This window comes from Amylibacter sp. IMCC11727, assembly GCF_029854195.1.
GTDB lineage: Bacteria > Pseudomonadota > Alphaproteobacteria > Rhodobacterales > Rhodobacteraceae > Amylibacter.
In genome coordinates, this window is record NZ_CP122960.1 from 2,086,900 (window position 1) to 2,100,701 (window position 13,802).

At 53.8% G+C, this 13,802-nt stretch carries 16 protein-coding genes; 11 read left to right on the forward strand and 5 right to left on the reverse strand.

Annotated elements, in window-relative coordinates:
* Positions 1-119: 119 nt before the first annotated feature.
* On the forward strand, positions 120-1,013 hold the full coding sequence (locus tag QBD29_RS10520; protein WP_280098050.1) for a LysR family transcriptional regulator: 894 nt from the start codon (positions 120-122) through the stop codon (positions 1,011-1,013).
* A 167-nt stretch (positions 1,014-1,180) separates the two neighbouring features.
* On the opposite strand, the gene QBD29_RS10525 is transcribed toward QBD29_RS10520, so the two are convergent.
* From QBD29_RS10525 to QBD29_RS10535, 3 genes are all read right to left on the reverse strand, one after another.
* The gene (locus QBD29_RS10525) at positions 1,181-2,467 is read right to left on the reverse strand and encodes a sigma-70 family RNA polymerase sigma factor (RefSeq protein ID WP_280098051.1); all 1,287 of its coding nucleotides are present in this window, start codon (positions 2,465-2,467) and stop codon (positions 1,181-1,183) included.
* Positions 2,468-2,470: 3 nt separating this feature from the next.
* Positions 2,471-2,821, reverse strand: coding sequence for a YciI family protein (locus QBD29_RS10530; RefSeq protein ID WP_280098052.1), 351 nt, complete (start codon positions 2,819-2,821; stop codon positions 2,471-2,473).
* A gap of 65 nt (positions 2,822-2,886) precedes the next feature.
* Positions 2,887-3,276: an MAPEG family protein gene (locus QBD29_RS10535; protein WP_280098053.1), complete on the reverse strand. Its 390-nt coding sequence runs from the start codon at positions 3,274-3,276 to the stop codon at positions 2,887-2,889.
* 173 nt (positions 3,277-3,449) lie between these two features.
* Here QBD29_RS10535 and purL point away from each other — a divergent pair, with 173 nt between their 5' ends.
* The 5 genes from purL (at position 3,450) to grxD (ending at position 6,653) form a co-directional block, all read left to right on the forward strand.
* The gene (gene purL, locus QBD29_RS10540) at positions 3,450-5,609 is read left to right on the forward strand and encodes a phosphoribosylformylglycinamidine synthase subunit PurL (RefSeq protein ID WP_280098054.1); all 2,160 of its coding nucleotides are present in this window, start codon (positions 3,450-3,452) and stop codon (positions 5,607-5,609) included.
* A 19-nt stretch (positions 5,610-5,628) separates the two neighbouring features.
* Positions 5,629-5,865 (forward strand): BolA/IbaG family iron-sulfur metabolism protein, encoded by a 237-nt coding sequence (locus QBD29_RS10545; RefSeq protein WP_280098055.1) that lies wholly within the window; start codon positions 5,629-5,631, stop codon positions 5,863-5,865.
* A complete protein-coding gene (locus QBD29_RS10550) occupies positions 5,862-5,990 on the forward strand; it encodes a hypothetical protein (protein WP_280098056.1) in 129 nt (42 codons plus the stop codon). The genes QBD29_RS10545 and QBD29_RS10550 overlap by 4 nt, the downstream gene beginning before the upstream one ends.
* Positions 5,987-6,205, forward strand: coding sequence for a hypothetical protein (locus QBD29_RS10555; protein ID WP_280098057.1), 219 nt, complete (start codon positions 5,987-5,989; stop codon positions 6,203-6,205). The genes QBD29_RS10550 and QBD29_RS10555 overlap by 4 nt, the downstream gene beginning before the upstream one ends.
* An 85-nt stretch (positions 6,206-6,290) precedes the next feature.
* Positions 6,291-6,653: a Grx4 family monothiol glutaredoxin gene (gene grxD / locus QBD29_RS10560; RefSeq protein ID WP_280098058.1), complete on the forward strand. Its 363-nt coding sequence runs from the start codon at positions 6,291-6,293 to the stop codon at positions 6,651-6,653.
* 43 nt (positions 6,654-6,696) lie between these two features.
* Here grxD and QBD29_RS10565 read toward each other — a convergent pair whose 3' ends face one another.
* Positions 6,697-7,140 carry a cell division protein ZapA gene (locus tag QBD29_RS10565; protein WP_280098059.1) on the reverse strand — a complete coding sequence of 148 codons (444 nt, stop codon included), beginning with the start codon at positions 7,138-7,140 and terminating at the stop codon, positions 6,697-6,699.
* A 1-nt stretch (position 7,141) separates the two neighbouring features.
* Positions 7,142-7,660, reverse strand: a complete 519-nt coding sequence (locus tag QBD29_RS10570; RefSeq protein ID WP_280098060.1) for a hypothetical protein — start codon at positions 7,658-7,660, stop codon at positions 7,142-7,144.
* A gap of 208 nt (positions 7,661-7,868) precedes the next feature.
* On the opposite strand from QBD29_RS10570, the gene tkt reads away from it, so the two are divergent.
* The 5 genes from tkt (at position 7,869) to QBD29_RS10595 (ending at position 13,740) form a co-directional block, all read left to right on the forward strand.
* Positions 7,869-9,887 carry a transketolase gene (gene tkt, locus QBD29_RS10575; protein ID WP_280098061.1) on the forward strand — a complete coding sequence of 673 codons (2,019 nt, stop codon included), beginning with the start codon at positions 7,869-7,871 and terminating at the stop codon, positions 9,885-9,887.
* A gap of 134 nt (positions 9,888-10,021) precedes the next feature.
* Positions 10,022-11,023, forward strand: a complete 1,002-nt coding sequence (gene gap / locus QBD29_RS10580) for a type I glyceraldehyde-3-phosphate dehydrogenase (protein ID WP_280098062.1) — start codon at positions 10,022-10,024, stop codon at positions 11,021-11,023.
* Positions 11,024-11,213: 190 nt separating this feature from the next.
* Complete coding sequence (locus QBD29_RS10585) at positions 11,214-12,398, forward strand: phosphoglycerate kinase (protein ID WP_280098063.1); 1,185 nt, start codon at positions 11,214-11,216, stop codon at positions 12,396-12,398.
* A 27-nt stretch (positions 12,399-12,425) separates the two neighbouring features.
* Positions 12,426-13,319 carry a fructose bisphosphate aldolase gene (locus QBD29_RS10590; protein ID WP_280098064.1) on the forward strand — a complete coding sequence of 298 codons (894 nt, stop codon included), beginning with the start codon at positions 12,426-12,428 and terminating at the stop codon, positions 13,317-13,319.
* A 157-nt stretch (positions 13,320-13,476) separates the two neighbouring features.
* Entirely contained in the window at positions 13,477-13,740 is a 264-nt protein-coding gene (locus QBD29_RS10595; RefSeq protein WP_280098065.1) for a septum formation initiator family protein, read from the forward strand.
* Positions 13,741-13,802: the final 62 nt, after the last annotated feature.

Here is a 13,802-nt window from a genome sequence, read left to right on the forward strand (position 1 = left end):
AGTCAAACATAGGTCATAAATTCTGACCTAACAAGAAAATTCTGCCCCGCTGTTTTCGTTGCTATTACTGTCCTGAAATCGTACACAAAAAGCAAATAACAAATTTAGGGGACAAGACATTGGATTGGGACAAATTACGGATATTTCATTCCGTTGCTGATGCAGGCAGCCTGACACACGCGGGCGAAGCACTCCACCTTTCACAGTCCGCCGTCAGTCGCCAAATTCGCGCGCTCGAAGAAAGCCTTGGCGTCACCCTATTTCACCGCCATGCCCGTGGCTTGATCCTGACAGAACAGGGCGAATTGCTGTTTGATGCCACATCAGACATGAGCAAAAAGCTCGATAACGCCGAAGCCCGCATTCGCGACAGCGAAGACGAAGTTTATGGTGAGTTAAAAGTCACCACGACAGTTGGCTTTGGCACGCTTTGGCTCGCGCCGCGTATGGGGCGGCTCTATGACCGTTTCCCCGATCTTAAAATTGATCTCCTGCTCGAAGAACGCGTGCTCGATCTGCCCATGCGCGAGGCAGATGTGGCCATTCGCATGAAAGAGCCAAGCCAAGCCGATCTGGTGCGCCGGCGTTTGATGGACGTAAACATGCGATTTTACGCTTCAGACGCGTATTTCGAAAAACGCGACATGCCCAAAGACTTTGAAGACTTGCGCAATCACCGCATCATCAGCCAAAGCCTGTCATCCCAACAAGTCAGCGCCAGCGTGAATTGGCTGCGTCCGCTTTTGTCTGGGGAACACGACAGCCATCTCACGGTAAACAACTACTTTGGCGTTCTGCAAGCCGTGCTGTTCGGCGTCGGTATTGGCGTGTTGCCAAGCTATGTCACCGCCGATTTCCCGCACCTGTTACGCGTTCTTCCCGAAGAAGAAAGCTCCCAAGTCCCCGTCTATCTGGCCTATCCAGAAGAGTTACGACATTCAAAAAGGGTGCAAGTGTTCCGCGATTTCGTGCTGGAAGAGATCAAAGCCGACAAAAAGCTGTCACAATTTTAAGGCGTTAAAACAACGGATAAACCCAAATATCACGCCTTTTTTGTCGTGCTATGCAAATCCAGCATGACCGATATGCAACCACTGTGGCCTATTTACACTTGTTCTTAACCCTTTCGGTTTATATCTTATAAGTGAAGATGTTGGTTGAGCGAAAGTTCTCAGCATCTTCACCTCCCTGTTGGACTAAGGCCGAGCATTTGCTCGGCCTCTTTTTTTGCCTCACGCCTTTTGCGATCCAGAAACACTGCTTCGCTGTGGTTCTTTGACAATCCAATAGCTCTGGCATAACACGTATCCGCCTCTTCAAACCGCAGCGCCGCGCGATAAAACGCAGCACATGCCGCATGATAAGGTTGATACGCCTCCAAGTCCTGCCCCAAATCCGCGCTTGCCCGTATGGCCGCTTCTGGCCCTTGCACAAAGGACAGCGCCACACACCAATTCAATCGCACCACGGCGGACGCATCAAACTGCATCAACGCCTCATAGAGCCCAACAATCTCGGGCCAGCCAGTAGATTTAAACGTGTCAGCTTCTGAATGCACCGCCTGTATGGCCGCCTGAATCTGGTAGGGACCTGGCACGCCCCTCCCCAGCGCCCGCTTCACCAAGGCACACGCGGGTTCTATTGCCGCTTTATCCCACAAAGAACGGTCCTGATCCTCTATCGAAATCATGCCACCATCGGGTGTGGCCCGCGCCGCCTTTCGCGCATGGATCAGCGACATCAGCGCAATCAATCCCTCCACTTCGGCCTGTTCAGGACACAATTGATCCACAACTTCCGCCAAAAACAACGCCTCTTCACACAAGTCCTTGCGGATCTGCTGCTCCCCGCGTGTGGCCGCGTAACCTTCGTTAAAAATCAGATAGATAACCATCAGAACGGAATGCAACCGATCAGGCAAATCTGACCCTTGGGGCACTTCAAACGGTATACCAGAGGCTTTGATCTTCTTTTGCGCACGCACCAAACGCTGCGCCATGGCGGATTCCGTGTCCAAAAACGCCCGCGCAATTTCTGCCGTTGTCAGCCCACCCAACGTGCGCAACGTAAGGGCCACTCGGGTCTTTGCATCTAATGCGGGATGACAACAGGTGAATATCAACCGCAGCCGCTCATCTGGAATTTCTTCTTGCCGCTCGTCTTCAGCATCTTGCTGATCAAGCCGCAACAACATGGCATAATCTTTTGATTTCGCGTCAAAATTCTTTGCCCGCCGAATGCGGTCAATGGCCTTGCGCCGCGCGGTTTGCAACAACCACCCTGTCGGGTTTGTTGGCACGCCAGACCGCCCCCAATGCAAAATGGCCGAGGCCAGCGCGTCTTGCAAACTGTCCTCGGCCATTTGAAAATCGCGCAGATTGGCGATCAGCGCAGAAAGAAGGCGGCCATGATACTCATTTAATACGCCCGCAAGAGCCTCATGAACATCCTCTTTGGCCGCCACCATGTGTTACTCAAGCGCCATAATTGGACGCACCTCAACCGTGCCTGTACGGGCCGTCGGGATCATGGACGCGTATTTAATCGCCTCGTCCAAATCTTTGCATTCAAACAGATAATATCCGCCCAATTGCTCTTTGGTTTCGGCAAACGGGCCATCCATGGTTTCCAATTTCCCATCACGTTTGCGAATGGATGTGGCGGTTTCAACAGGCTGCAACGCTTCGCCGCCCACCATGACACCGGCATCTTGATACACTTGCGTCACATCGCGCCATTCTTGCATCATCGCCTCAAACTCTGGTGTGCCAAAATCAGGGGTCGGCTCAGGTTCGGAATAGATTAAAGCCAAATATTGCATGATAGTTTCCTTTCAAGTGGGTTAAGTGTGATCCAAAATCGGATCGGTTTGCAACTGTTGAGTGTTCAGGCGAATTGCGTCAGGCCAATCAGGACCACACAAATCAACATCGCCAAATGCGTGCCGATATTGCCCGCAATCCGCACAGGATGCGTCATGTTTTCGACCTTTAGGCCAAAGGGCAAAATGATGCGCGATATCACCAAAATCATGGCGGCCACGCTCAGGGCCGTTTTGTTTCCCCCTGCATTCTCCGCCAATGCCATCAGGATCAACGCAAGGGGTACAAATTCCGCAAAATTCCCATGCACCCGCATTTTCAAGGCCAATGACATGTCATCCCCATGCAGGATTGAAATCCCTGCCGCAGTGCGCGCTTTGATAACGCCAAAGGTTAAAACCAGAAAAACGATGGCCAAAACCGCCGCGCTCAATGCTGTTATTTGAAGGTCCATTTTCATCTCCATCTTGTTGGTCTTCCCACTAAAGACGAACGGCGTTCGTCCAAATCGACACCTCGGGTGAAAAAAAATGAAAAAACTTATGAAAGGTCCGCTCCACACCCTTTCGCGCCGGTTCCCCTTCCAGTATGACACGCCCAAATCCATTCGCTTTGGGGGCTATTTTCATGACCGAACCAGCAATCACCGACAAACTCATCGCTGATCACGGACTAAAGCCCGATGAATACCAAATGATCCTTGATATCATTGGTCGCGAACCCACGTTTACAGAACTCGGCATCTTTTCGGCCATGTGGAACGAACACTGTTCGTACAAATCTTCCAAAAAATGGCTGCGCACCTTGCCCACCGAAGGCCCCCAAGTGATTTGCGGCCCTGGCGAAAACGCGGGCATCGTGGACATTGGCGATGGCCAATGTGTTGTCTTTAAAATGGAAAGCCACAACCACCCCTCCTACATCGAACCCTACCAAGGGGCCGCTACAGGGGTTGGTGGCATCCTACGCGATGTATTCACCATGGGCGCACGCCCGATTGCGGCCATGAACTCCCTGTCCTTTGGCGAAGTCAGCCACCCAAAAACAAAATCCCTTGTCGCAGGTGTAGTCGAAGGCGTTGGCGGATACGGCAACTGTTTTGGCGTCCCAACTGTGGGCGGAGAACTGCGCTTTCACGAAGCCTACAACGGCAACTGCCTTGTAAACGCGTTCGCAGCAGGCCTCGCCGATACAGACGCGATCTTCTATTCCGCCGCTTCTGGTGTTGGTATGCCCGTGGTGTATCTTGGCGCAAAAACGGGCCGCGACGGTGTGGGCGGCGCAACAATGGCGTCTGCGGAATTTGACGAAACAATCGAAGAAAAACGCCCAACCGTTCAGGTTGGTGATCCCTTCACTGAAAAACGCCTTATGGAAGCCACGCTCGAGCTGATGGCAACAGGCGCTGTGATCTCCATCCAAGACATGGGCGCGGCTGGCCTGACCTGCTCCGCCGTTGAAATGGGCGACAAAGGTGATCTTGGCGTGCGCCTTAACCTTGAAGATGTGCCAATCCGCGAAGACAACATGACAGCCTATGAAATGATGCTGTCTGAATCCCAAGAACGCATGTTGATGGTGCTGAAACCCGAACTTGAAGCCGAAGCAAAAGCGGTTTTTGACAAGTGGGACCTCGACTTTGCTATCGTCGGTGAAACCATCGCCGAAGATCGCTTCCTCATAATGCACAACGGCGAAGTCAAAGCAGACCTGCCGCTCAAGGCTCTGTCAGGAACCGCACCAGAATACGACCGCCCGTGGGTCGAAACACCCCAAGCAGCTGCCCTAACAGATGCCCCAAGTGTGGACGCGGGCGAAGCCCTCCTCGCACTCGCATCCTCCCCAAACTACGCGTCTCGCGCTTGGGTTTACGAACAATACGACACGATGGTCATGGCCGACACGGTCAAACGGCCAGGTCTCGACGCGGGTGTCGTGCGGGTTCACGGAACCCCAAAGGCATTGGCCTTCACCTCTGATGTGACGCCGCGCTACTGCAAAGCAAACCCGTTTGAAGGCGGCAAACAAGCCGTTGCCGAAGCCTACCGCAATCTTTGCGCGACAGGGGCTAAACCGCTGGCCACAACTGACAACATGAACTTTGGCAATCCAGAAAAGCCAGAAATCATGGGCCAATTCGTTGGTTGTATCAAAGGTATCGGTGATGCGGTGTCCGCACTCGACATGCCCATCGTGTCTGGCAACGTGTCCCTTTACAACGAAACAGATGGCACAGGCATCCTGCCCACTCCAACCATCGGCGCCGTCGGTTTGATGACCGACCTTGATCAATTGATTGGCACCGCCCCGAACGACGGCGACAGCCTTGTCCTGCTGGGTGAAACCACGGGCCACCTCGGCCAATCCGCCCTATTGAAAGAACTGTTCAATCGCGAAGACGGCGATGCCCCCCATGTGGACCTCAAGGCGGAATGGGCCGCTGGTGAATTGGTACGTGCGTTACAATCTGATAAATCCATCACTGCTGCCCATGACCTCTCTGATGGTGGCCTCGCACTCGCGGCGGCTGACATGGCGCTTGCAGGCAATATCGGCATGGCCCTCAAAGACGGCGACACAGGCTGGTTCTTTGGCGAAGATCAGGCCCGTTACCTGATCGCAACCGCCACCCCTGATGCCGTGCTGGCCGCCGCTCAAACAGCAGGCGTTCCCGCACAAGTGATTGGCACAGCCACAGGTGATACGCTAGAATTAGGCGCAGCCAAGGTTGCCATGTCCGATCTGCGCGATGCCTTTACCACGGGCCTGCCCAAAGCAGTTGCTTAACACCACAAAGGAATTCGAAATGCCAATGTCCGCCCCTGAAATCGAAGCCTTGCTGCGCGAAACCTTCCCTGACGCTGATATCACGGTCCAAGGGGATGATGGTGTTCACATGGCGGCCCAAATCATCGCTGAAGAGTTTCGGGGCAAAAACCGCGTGGCTCAACAGCGTATGGTTTACGCCGCACTAAAGGGTAAAATGGACGGCCCTTCTGGGGAATTGCACGCACTGGCCCTCACGACCAAGGCTCCTGAATGACAGATGCGACTCTCATCGCATTTATCCTGGTTCTGATCCCGCTTCTGGTGATCGCCATCATCGTTATGTCCCTACGCTTGCGCGCCGCCGTAAAACGGGATCAACAAAACGATAATCAGCAATGACTTTTCTGGGCGGACTTCTGCTAATCACCGCCCTGATCTGGGCGCTTCTGGTGCGTTCTAAAATGCGCGGCGATGCGTGGGAAAAAACGCATGCGCAGCGATCAAACCACAGCGCAATCCATTCCAGCACCTCCGAAGCAGGGCATTCACACTCTTACTTCGTAACCAAAGACCCAGATGAATACGCGCGGATTTTTGTACCTCGCGGCAGATAAGCCAGCCCCATTGTAATCTGCGCACCCCTTGATATATCAACAGGCAACGTTGGGCGAAACGGCCCACCCCGAAAAGGATATCGAAATGACTGATGCAAATGCACAAATCCAAGACACGATCACAAACAACGACGTTGTGTTGTTCATGAAGGGCACCGCCTCTATGCCACAATGCGGGTTTTCTTCGCGTGTGGCTGGCGTTCTAAACTATATGGGCGTGCAGTTTTCCGATGTAAACGTGCTGGCTGACGACAGCATCCGCCAAGGCATCAAAGACTTCTCAGATTGGCCTACAATTCCACAGCTTTACGTCAAAGGCGAATTTGTGGGTGGCTGCGACATCATCACCGAAATGACCCTGTCAGGGGAACTCGACACACTGTTCACAGAAAACGGCGTCTCTTTTGACAAAGACGCCGCTGATAAAATTCGCGAAGCAAACAGCTAATCATCGCAATACAATCGCGTCATAACTGATTGAAAAGGCTGGTTTATCCAGCCTTTTTTATGGCATCCGCCGCGCTTTCAACCTGCGCAACCATGTTTTTCATTTGCGCCACAGCCGCATCACGAGCCTCTGCCGCATCTTTGGCCGCCGCTTGCACTTCGGCCAACTCTGCTTTGACTTCGGCCAATTGCTCTTGCGCTGCGTTCAGTTGCTTTTCTGCTTTATTGGCCCGCTTGGCCGCACCAGAACTGTCCGCACCCGCAGCCCCATTTGCTTTTAACTGATCCTCAAGGCTCGCCGTTTTATCCGCCAGCATCAAACCTGCCATCAACAACATCCGTGTTTCAGGCATCCGACCCAGTGCTTCATTCAGCGCGCCCGCTTCATTGTCGAGCATCCCAGCGGCAGACTGCAAGAAATGCTCTTCGCCATCGCGACAGGCCACTTCGAATTCACGGCCACCGATTGTTACTTTTACTTCAGCCATCTTACGCGCCCTCCACCAGCGGTGTCAGTCGGGCAAGAATGCCATTGACCTCTTCCAGATCAACGTCCCGCTGTGCTTTGATTTGTTCCAATTCCGCTTCCAATGATTGGTTGATCAAATCGGGATCCCCCACATTGCTTTCGTTTGCTTTGCGCAAACTTGCGTTCATCTTTTTCAGATGCTTGTTGTATTGACGCGTTTTGTCCAATTCCGCATCAACAGCCGCGCGCGCCTTATCCAGCGCATCAATCTGCTTTACCATGGCCGTGCGCTGCGCATCCGCACCTTCGTCCTTTTGCGCCAATTCTTTTTCCAGCGCATCCACACGCTGACGTGCCTTTTTCAACGCCTTCGCTGCAGAAGCCGCCTCTTCTTTGGCCGCTGCTGCATCTTTTTCTGCGCTCGCCACCTGATCGGCCAGCTTTTTCACGTCTTCAGGGTCTGCACCACCTGCGCTGGCCCCTTCGATCGTTTTCAGCGCTGCATCCAACCGCGCTTGAATTTTTGGAAATTGTGTCATCGTTTCACCCACTGCTCGTCCGTCTTGCCGCAAAGCGCCGCTGTCGAATCAATTTTCTGATACCATTATGATCATTTTCTTACTGTAAAAACAAATTGCTGCAAAAGAAAGCTGATGTAAACGGCTTTGATCCGCTTGACCCCCTTATCTGAGTTGGTATCACAGGCCCATCTTTCACCATGCGTATCACCCCAAGAAAGGGCTTTTCGTGGATATTTCAAACCTGAAAAAAGATCACCCGCAACACTGGAAAAACGCCGCTGCTCTGCGAATTTTGGCCGCTGACGCCGTTCATGCTGCCGCATCTGGCCACCAAGGCATGCCCATCGGCATGGCAGACGTTGCGACCGTGTTGTTTGAAAAGCACCTGAAATTTGATGCCAAAAACCCTGATTGGCCAGATCGCGACCGTTTCATCCTGTCCGCGGGTCACGGCTCCATGCTCATCTACGGCCTGTTGCACCTGACAGGTTACGAAGACATGACCATGGATGAAATCCGCAACTTCCGTCAGTGGGGCGCGAAAACAGCGGGCCACCCTGAATACGGCCACGCCAAAGGCATCGAAACCACAACAGGTCCGCTTGGCCAAGGCATCGCAAATGCGGTTGGTATGGCAATGGCCGAACAATCCATGATGGCGCGCTACTCTAAAAAAGTTGTGGATCACCACACCTATGTGATCGCGGGCGACGGCTGCTTGATGGAAGGTGTCAGCCACGAAGCTATCGGCCTCGCTGGCAAACAAAAACTCGGCAAATTGATCGTACTTTGGGATGACAACAACATCTCCATAGACGGGGAAATCTCCATCTCTGACGTCACCGACCAACAAAAACGGTTCAAGGCTGCTGGCTGGTCCGTGTTTGAATGCGATGGACACGACCCTGTTGCAATCGACGAGGCGATTACTGCCGCCAAGAAAACCAACACACCATCTATGATTGCCTGCAAAACCACCATCGCTGTTGGCGTTGAAGGTGTTGCCAATACAAACAAAGGCCACGGTTACGCGATCAAAGACGATCAACTGAAACAGATGCGTGAATATTTTGATTGGCCCTACCCTGCTTTTGAAATCCCCGCAGATGTAAAATCCGCTTGGGAAGCCATCGGCTCACGCGGCGCAGCCGAGCGTGAAGCATGGGAAGAGCGTATGGCAGGCCTGTCCGAAAACCGCCAAGCCGATTTCCACCGTGTTATCGCAGGGGAACCGCACAAACGCCTTTCCGCTGTGATCAAACAACTGAAACGCAAGGTCTCAGAAGAGCAGCCCAAAAAAGCCACGCGCGCCTCGTCCCAAATGGCACTCGAAGTGATCAACCCGATCATGAAAGAAACCATGGGTGGTTCTGCGGACCTGACGGGGTCGAACAATACCCTGACCGAAGGTTTGGGCTGGTTTGACGATGACAACCGCAAAGGCCGCCATGTGGCCTACGGCATCCGTGAACACGGTATGGCCGCAGCGATGAACGGCATGGCTCTGCACGGCGGCGTACGCCCATACGGCGGCACATTCATGTGTTTCACCGATTATGCGCGCCCATCCATGCGTTTGGCGGCCCTGATGCAAATCCCAACGGTTTTTGTGATGACCCACGACAGCATCGGCCTTGGCGAAGATGGCCCAACCCACCAGCCGGTGGAACATCTGGCCATTTCACGCGCCACACCAAACACCTACGTGTTCCGCCCTGCGGATACGGTGGAAACGGCGGAAAGCTGGGAAATCGCCATGTCGTCGAAGAAAACACCTTCTGTTTTGTCTTTGACACGTCAGGGTGTCGCCACAGTGCGCACCAAGCACACAAACAAGAACCTCACCGCCCAAGGGGCCTATGTTCTGGCTGAAAGCGAAGGCAAACGCCAAGCGATCATTATGGCCACAGGCTCCGAAGTGGAAATCGCACTCGAAGCCCGCGAAAAACTGCAAGCTATCGGCATCGGCACACGTGTTGTCTCCATGCCGTGCTGGGAATTGTTCGAAGAACAAGACGAAAGCTACCGTCGCAAAATCCTGCCCCCTGGCCCTGTCCGCGTTGGCGTCGAAGCCGCCGTTCGCATGGGTTGGGACAAATGGCTCACTGGGGAACGCGGCAAAGCCAACAAAGCAGACTTTGTCGGCATGGACAGCTTTGGCGCCTCCGCCCCAGCAGAAGAGCTCTACGCCAACTTTGGCATCACCGCCGATGCCGTGGCAGAGCGCGTGAAGAACCTTCTTTAACGTTAACATCCCGCTTTAACGTTAACATACGCACCTAAACAGACGCCCGATGGTTTCCATTCGGGCGTCTTGCGTTTAGGCGGTGTCCCAATCACGTGCGCATCTCTGCGTCTTTCTTTGCTAAGGATATAAAAATGGTTCTCAAGGTTGGTATCAACGGTTTTGGCCGCATCGGTCGCTCCACTCTGTCCCACATCATCGAAAGCGGACGTGACGACATCCAAGTCGTCGCCATGAACGCAACTGGCCCCATCGAAACCACCGCGCACCTGCTGAAATACGACAGTGTACATGGTCGGTTCCAAGGCGACATCAAAGTGGCGGGCGATACTATGGATGTGGGCCAAGGCCCAATGCGCATGTTCTCCACCTACGACCCGACCGAACTGGATTGGGAAGGTGTCGACATCGTTTTGGAATGCTCAGGCAAATTCAACTCCAAAGAAGGCTCGCAAATCCACTTGGAGCGTGGCGCGAAACGCGTTCTGGTCTCAGCACCTGCTAAGAATGCCGACAAAACAGTTGTTTACGGTGTAAACCACAACGCCTTGACCGAAGACGACCTTGTGGTGTCCAACGCTTCTTGCACAACCAACTGCTTGGCCCCGATCGCGAAAATCCTCAATGATGCAATCGGCATCGACAAAGGTTTCATGACAACGATCCACGCATACACAGGCGATCAGCCAACTCTTGATCGTCGTCACAAGGATCTCTATCGCGCCCGCGCAGCCGCCATGTCCATGATCCCAACAACAACAGGCGCAGCCAAGGCCGTTGGCCTCGTTATGCCAGAGCTGGCTGGCCGTCTCGATGGGTCCGCGATCCGCGTTCCAACACCGAACGTATCCGCCATTGATCTGAACTTCATCCCAACACGCCCCACATCCGTTGAAGAAATCAACGGTGCCGTGCGCGCCGCCGCCAAAGACAGCATGGCGGGCATCGTGGAATACGTAGATGAACCCACCGTTTCCATCGACTATACACACAACACGCATTCTTCTAACTTTGCGTCCCTCCAGACCACAGTAATGGGCGGAAACCTTGTGCGCATCCTGTCTTGGTACGACAATGAATGGGGTTTCTCTTGCCGTATGGCCGACACAGCGGTAGCAATGGGCAAACTTATCTGATGGGTCCTGCCCGTCACCAGCACGGGTAGCACGCCACATGAACAATTCAGTCGCAGTCATTCTTGGTCTGTGTATCCTTGGATTGGTCGTGTTCGACTGGCGCGTCAATGACGCGGAATACATAATCTTGTGGGGCAAGCAATTGCTCCGCTTGATTGATTGGATAGCCTTCTGGCGATAGGAAATTTGTATGACTTGGAAGACACTGGACGCGTTTGATCTGTCGGGTAAACGGGTGCTGACGCGCGTGGACATCAACGTTCCGATGAAAGATGGCATTGTCACAGACACCACACGCATAGAACGGATTGTACCAACTGTGAAACACATCATCGCGTCTGGCGGTTCCGTTGTTTTGCTGGCCCACTTTGGCCGCCCAAAGGGCCAAGTTGTCCCAGAATTGTCCTTGTCGCAGTTGGTTCCCGCCTTGTCCGAGCATTTTGGCCAAGACGTTGTATTCGTCGAACGCCCATCCCGCGACTTTATTGATGCACAGGCGAAGGATGCTATCATTCTTGTGGAAAACACCCGTTTTTCCGCGATGGAAACCGAAAACGATCCCAAAATGGCAGGTTTTCTCGCCACCCTTGGCGATATCTACTGCAACGATGCGTTTTCCGCGGCGCACCGCGCCCATGCGTCCACCGCAGGCGTGGCCGAACACCTGCCCTCTTGCGCGGGTCGTTTGATGCAAGCCGAACTCGAAGCACTAGAAAACGCGCTGTCCAAACCAGAACACCCCGTTGTTGCCGTGGTTGGCGGGGCCAAAGTCTCTACCAAGATTGATCTGCTTGGCAATCTGATCCCCAAAGTCGATCAAATCATCATCGGCGGCGGCATGGCCAACACATTCCTCGCGGCCCAAGGCCACCCCGTTGGCAAATCCCTCTGCGAACATGATCTTTTGGACACGGCACGCGACATCATGGCTGCAGCCACCGCAGGAAACTGCGAACTGATCCTGCCAACAGATGTTGTATCTGCCACCGAATTTGCTGCCAATGCGCCCCACACAACACACGCCGCATCCGCTTGCCCCGATGACGTGATGATCCTTGACGCAGGACCAGACAGCATCGCACGGATCAAATCTGTACTGGATGCGGCCAAAACACTCGTCTGGAACGGTCCACTGGGGGCGTTTGAAATTGAACCCTTTAACACCGCCACAGATGCCGCCGCTTTGCACGCAGCACAGCTGTCCAAAGCAGGTAAACTCCGCTCCGTCGCTGGCGGTGGTGACACTGTTGCGGCACTCAACACATCAGGTGCGGCCGACGATTTCACCTATATTTCCACTGCTGGCGGGGCTTTCCTCGAATGGCTCGAAGGCAAAACCCTCCCAGGTGTCGCCGCGCTCGAAGCCAGCGCCTAATCCACACAACACAGAACGGACATTCTCATGACAAACGCCGCACAAACAAAACAAATGCAATCAGGCCCGGGCTTTATCGCAGCCCTTGATCAAAGCGGCGGTTCCACTCCCAAAGCGCTTGGCCTTTACGGCGTGTCAGAAGACGCCTATTCCAACGATGCCGAGATGTTCGACCTGATCCACGCGATGCGCGCGCGCATCGCCCAAGCCCCTGCATTTACGGGAGAAAAGGTTATCGGCGCCATCCTATTTGAAATGACAATGGACCGCGAAATCAACGGCAAACCCTCCGCCACATTCCTGTGGGAAGATCGCGGCGTTGTCCCATTCCTGAAGGTGGACAAAGGTTTGGAAGACGGCGCAAACGGCGTGAAAATGATGAAACCCATGCCCGATCTTGATGCCCTTCTGGATCGCGCCGTAGCCGCAGGCATTTTTGGCACAAAAATGCGTTCCGTCATTGATGCAGCCAACCAAGCAGGCATCGAGGCCATCGTTGCCCAGCAATTCGAAGTGGGCGCACAGATCACTGCCAAAGGCCTGATGCCGATCATCGAACCCGAAGTGAACATCACCATCGTGGATAAGGCCGAAGCCGAGGTGATGCTGCTTGCCGCCCTCACCCGTCACCTCGACGCCCTACCCGAAGGTCAGCAGGTTATGCTCAAACTGACCCTGCCAGAGGTTGAAAACCTCTACAAACCGCTGGTCGATCACCCTGCGGTTATGCGCGTCGTCGCTTTGTCAGGTGGTTATTCCCGGGACGAGGCCAACGCCCGCCTGTCCACCAACACTGGCATGATCGCCAGCTTTAGCCGCGCTTTGACCGAAGGCCTGTCAGCGGGTCAAACGGACGATGAATTCAACGCGACCATCGCCGCCACAATCGACAGCATCGCAGCCGCTTCAAACGCAGGCTAGCGCGGAAAAAGCAAAAAATCTGCAAGTGATTCGTTTTAGGGATTCACAAAACGAATCACTTGATGTACGGTGATCTCAACCCGTCGACAAAGAACGGGTATGAGGACAGAGCATCGTGTTACAGCAAGGAAAAACTGGGTCGGCAATCGGATCTGTGATGTTATTCATCACAGCCATCGGACTGATCGCCTATTTTGTTTTTGCCGCCGTTCAAGGTGACTATGGCCACTTCCGCCGTGTGCAAATCGAAGCCGACGAAGAAGCTTTGAAGGTACAACTGGCACAACTCCATGCAGAACGTGCGACGCTAGAAAACAAGACCCGACGCCTATCAGACACTTACTTGGATCTGGATTTACTAGACGAACGGGCCCGCAGAGTACTCGGCATGGCAAGAGGGGATGAAATCATCATCCAATAACCCCCGAACGTTTATCAAGGTGCAAAAAATTCTGGCCGCTGCCCCAAGACAGCGGCCTTTTT

Excerpts from the sequence above, each read along its gene's own strand:
- QBD29_RS10525 (WP_280098051.1), bottom strand. The coding sequence starts at position 2,467 with ATGGTGGCGGCCAAAGAGGATGTTCATGAGGCTCTTGCGGGCGTATTA.
- QBD29_RS10530 (WP_280098052.1), bottom strand. The coding sequence starts at position 2,821 with ATGCAATATTTGGCTTTAATCTATTCCGAACCTGAGCCGACCCCTGAT.
- QBD29_RS10535 (WP_280098053.1), bottom strand. The coding sequence starts at position 3,276 with ATGGACCTTCAAATAACAGCATTGAGCGCGGCGGTTTTGGCCATCGTT.
- purL (WP_280098054.1), top strand. The coding sequence starts at position 3,450 with ATGACCGAACCAGCAATCACCGACAAACTCATCGCTGATCACGGACTA.
- QBD29_RS10545 (WP_280098055.1), top strand. The coding sequence starts at position 5,629 with ATGCCAATGTCCGCCCCTGAAATCGAAGCCTTGCTGCGCGAAACCTTC.
- QBD29_RS10550 (WP_280098056.1), top strand. The coding sequence starts at position 5,862 with ATGACAGATGCGACTCTCATCGCATTTATCCTGGTTCTGATCCCGCTT.
- QBD29_RS10555 (WP_280098057.1), top strand. The coding sequence starts at position 5,987 with ATGACTTTTCTGGGCGGACTTCTGCTAATCACCGCCCTGATCTGGGCG.
- grxD (WP_280098058.1), top strand. The coding sequence starts at position 6,291 with ATGACTGATGCAAATGCACAAATCCAAGACACGATCACAAACAACGAC.
- QBD29_RS10565 (WP_280098059.1), bottom strand. The coding sequence starts at position 7,140 with ATGGCTGAAGTAAAAGTAACAATCGGTGGCCGTGAATTCGAAGTGGCC.
- QBD29_RS10570 (WP_280098060.1), bottom strand. The coding sequence starts at position 7,660 with ATGACACAATTTCCAAAAATTCAAGCGCGGTTGGATGCAGCGCTGAAA.
- gap (WP_280098062.1), top strand. The coding sequence starts at position 10,022 with ATGGTTCTCAAGGTTGGTATCAACGGTTTTGGCCGCATCGGTCGCTCC.
- QBD29_RS10585 (WP_280098063.1), top strand. The coding sequence starts at position 11,214 with ATGACTTGGAAGACACTGGACGCGTTTGATCTGTCGGGTAAACGGGTG.
- QBD29_RS10590 (WP_280098064.1), top strand. The coding sequence starts at position 12,426 with ATGACAAACGCCGCACAAACAAAACAAATGCAATCAGGCCCGGGCTTT.
- QBD29_RS10595 (WP_280098065.1), top strand. The coding sequence starts at position 13,477 with ATGTTATTCATCACAGCCATCGGACTGATCGCCTATTTTGTTTTTGCC.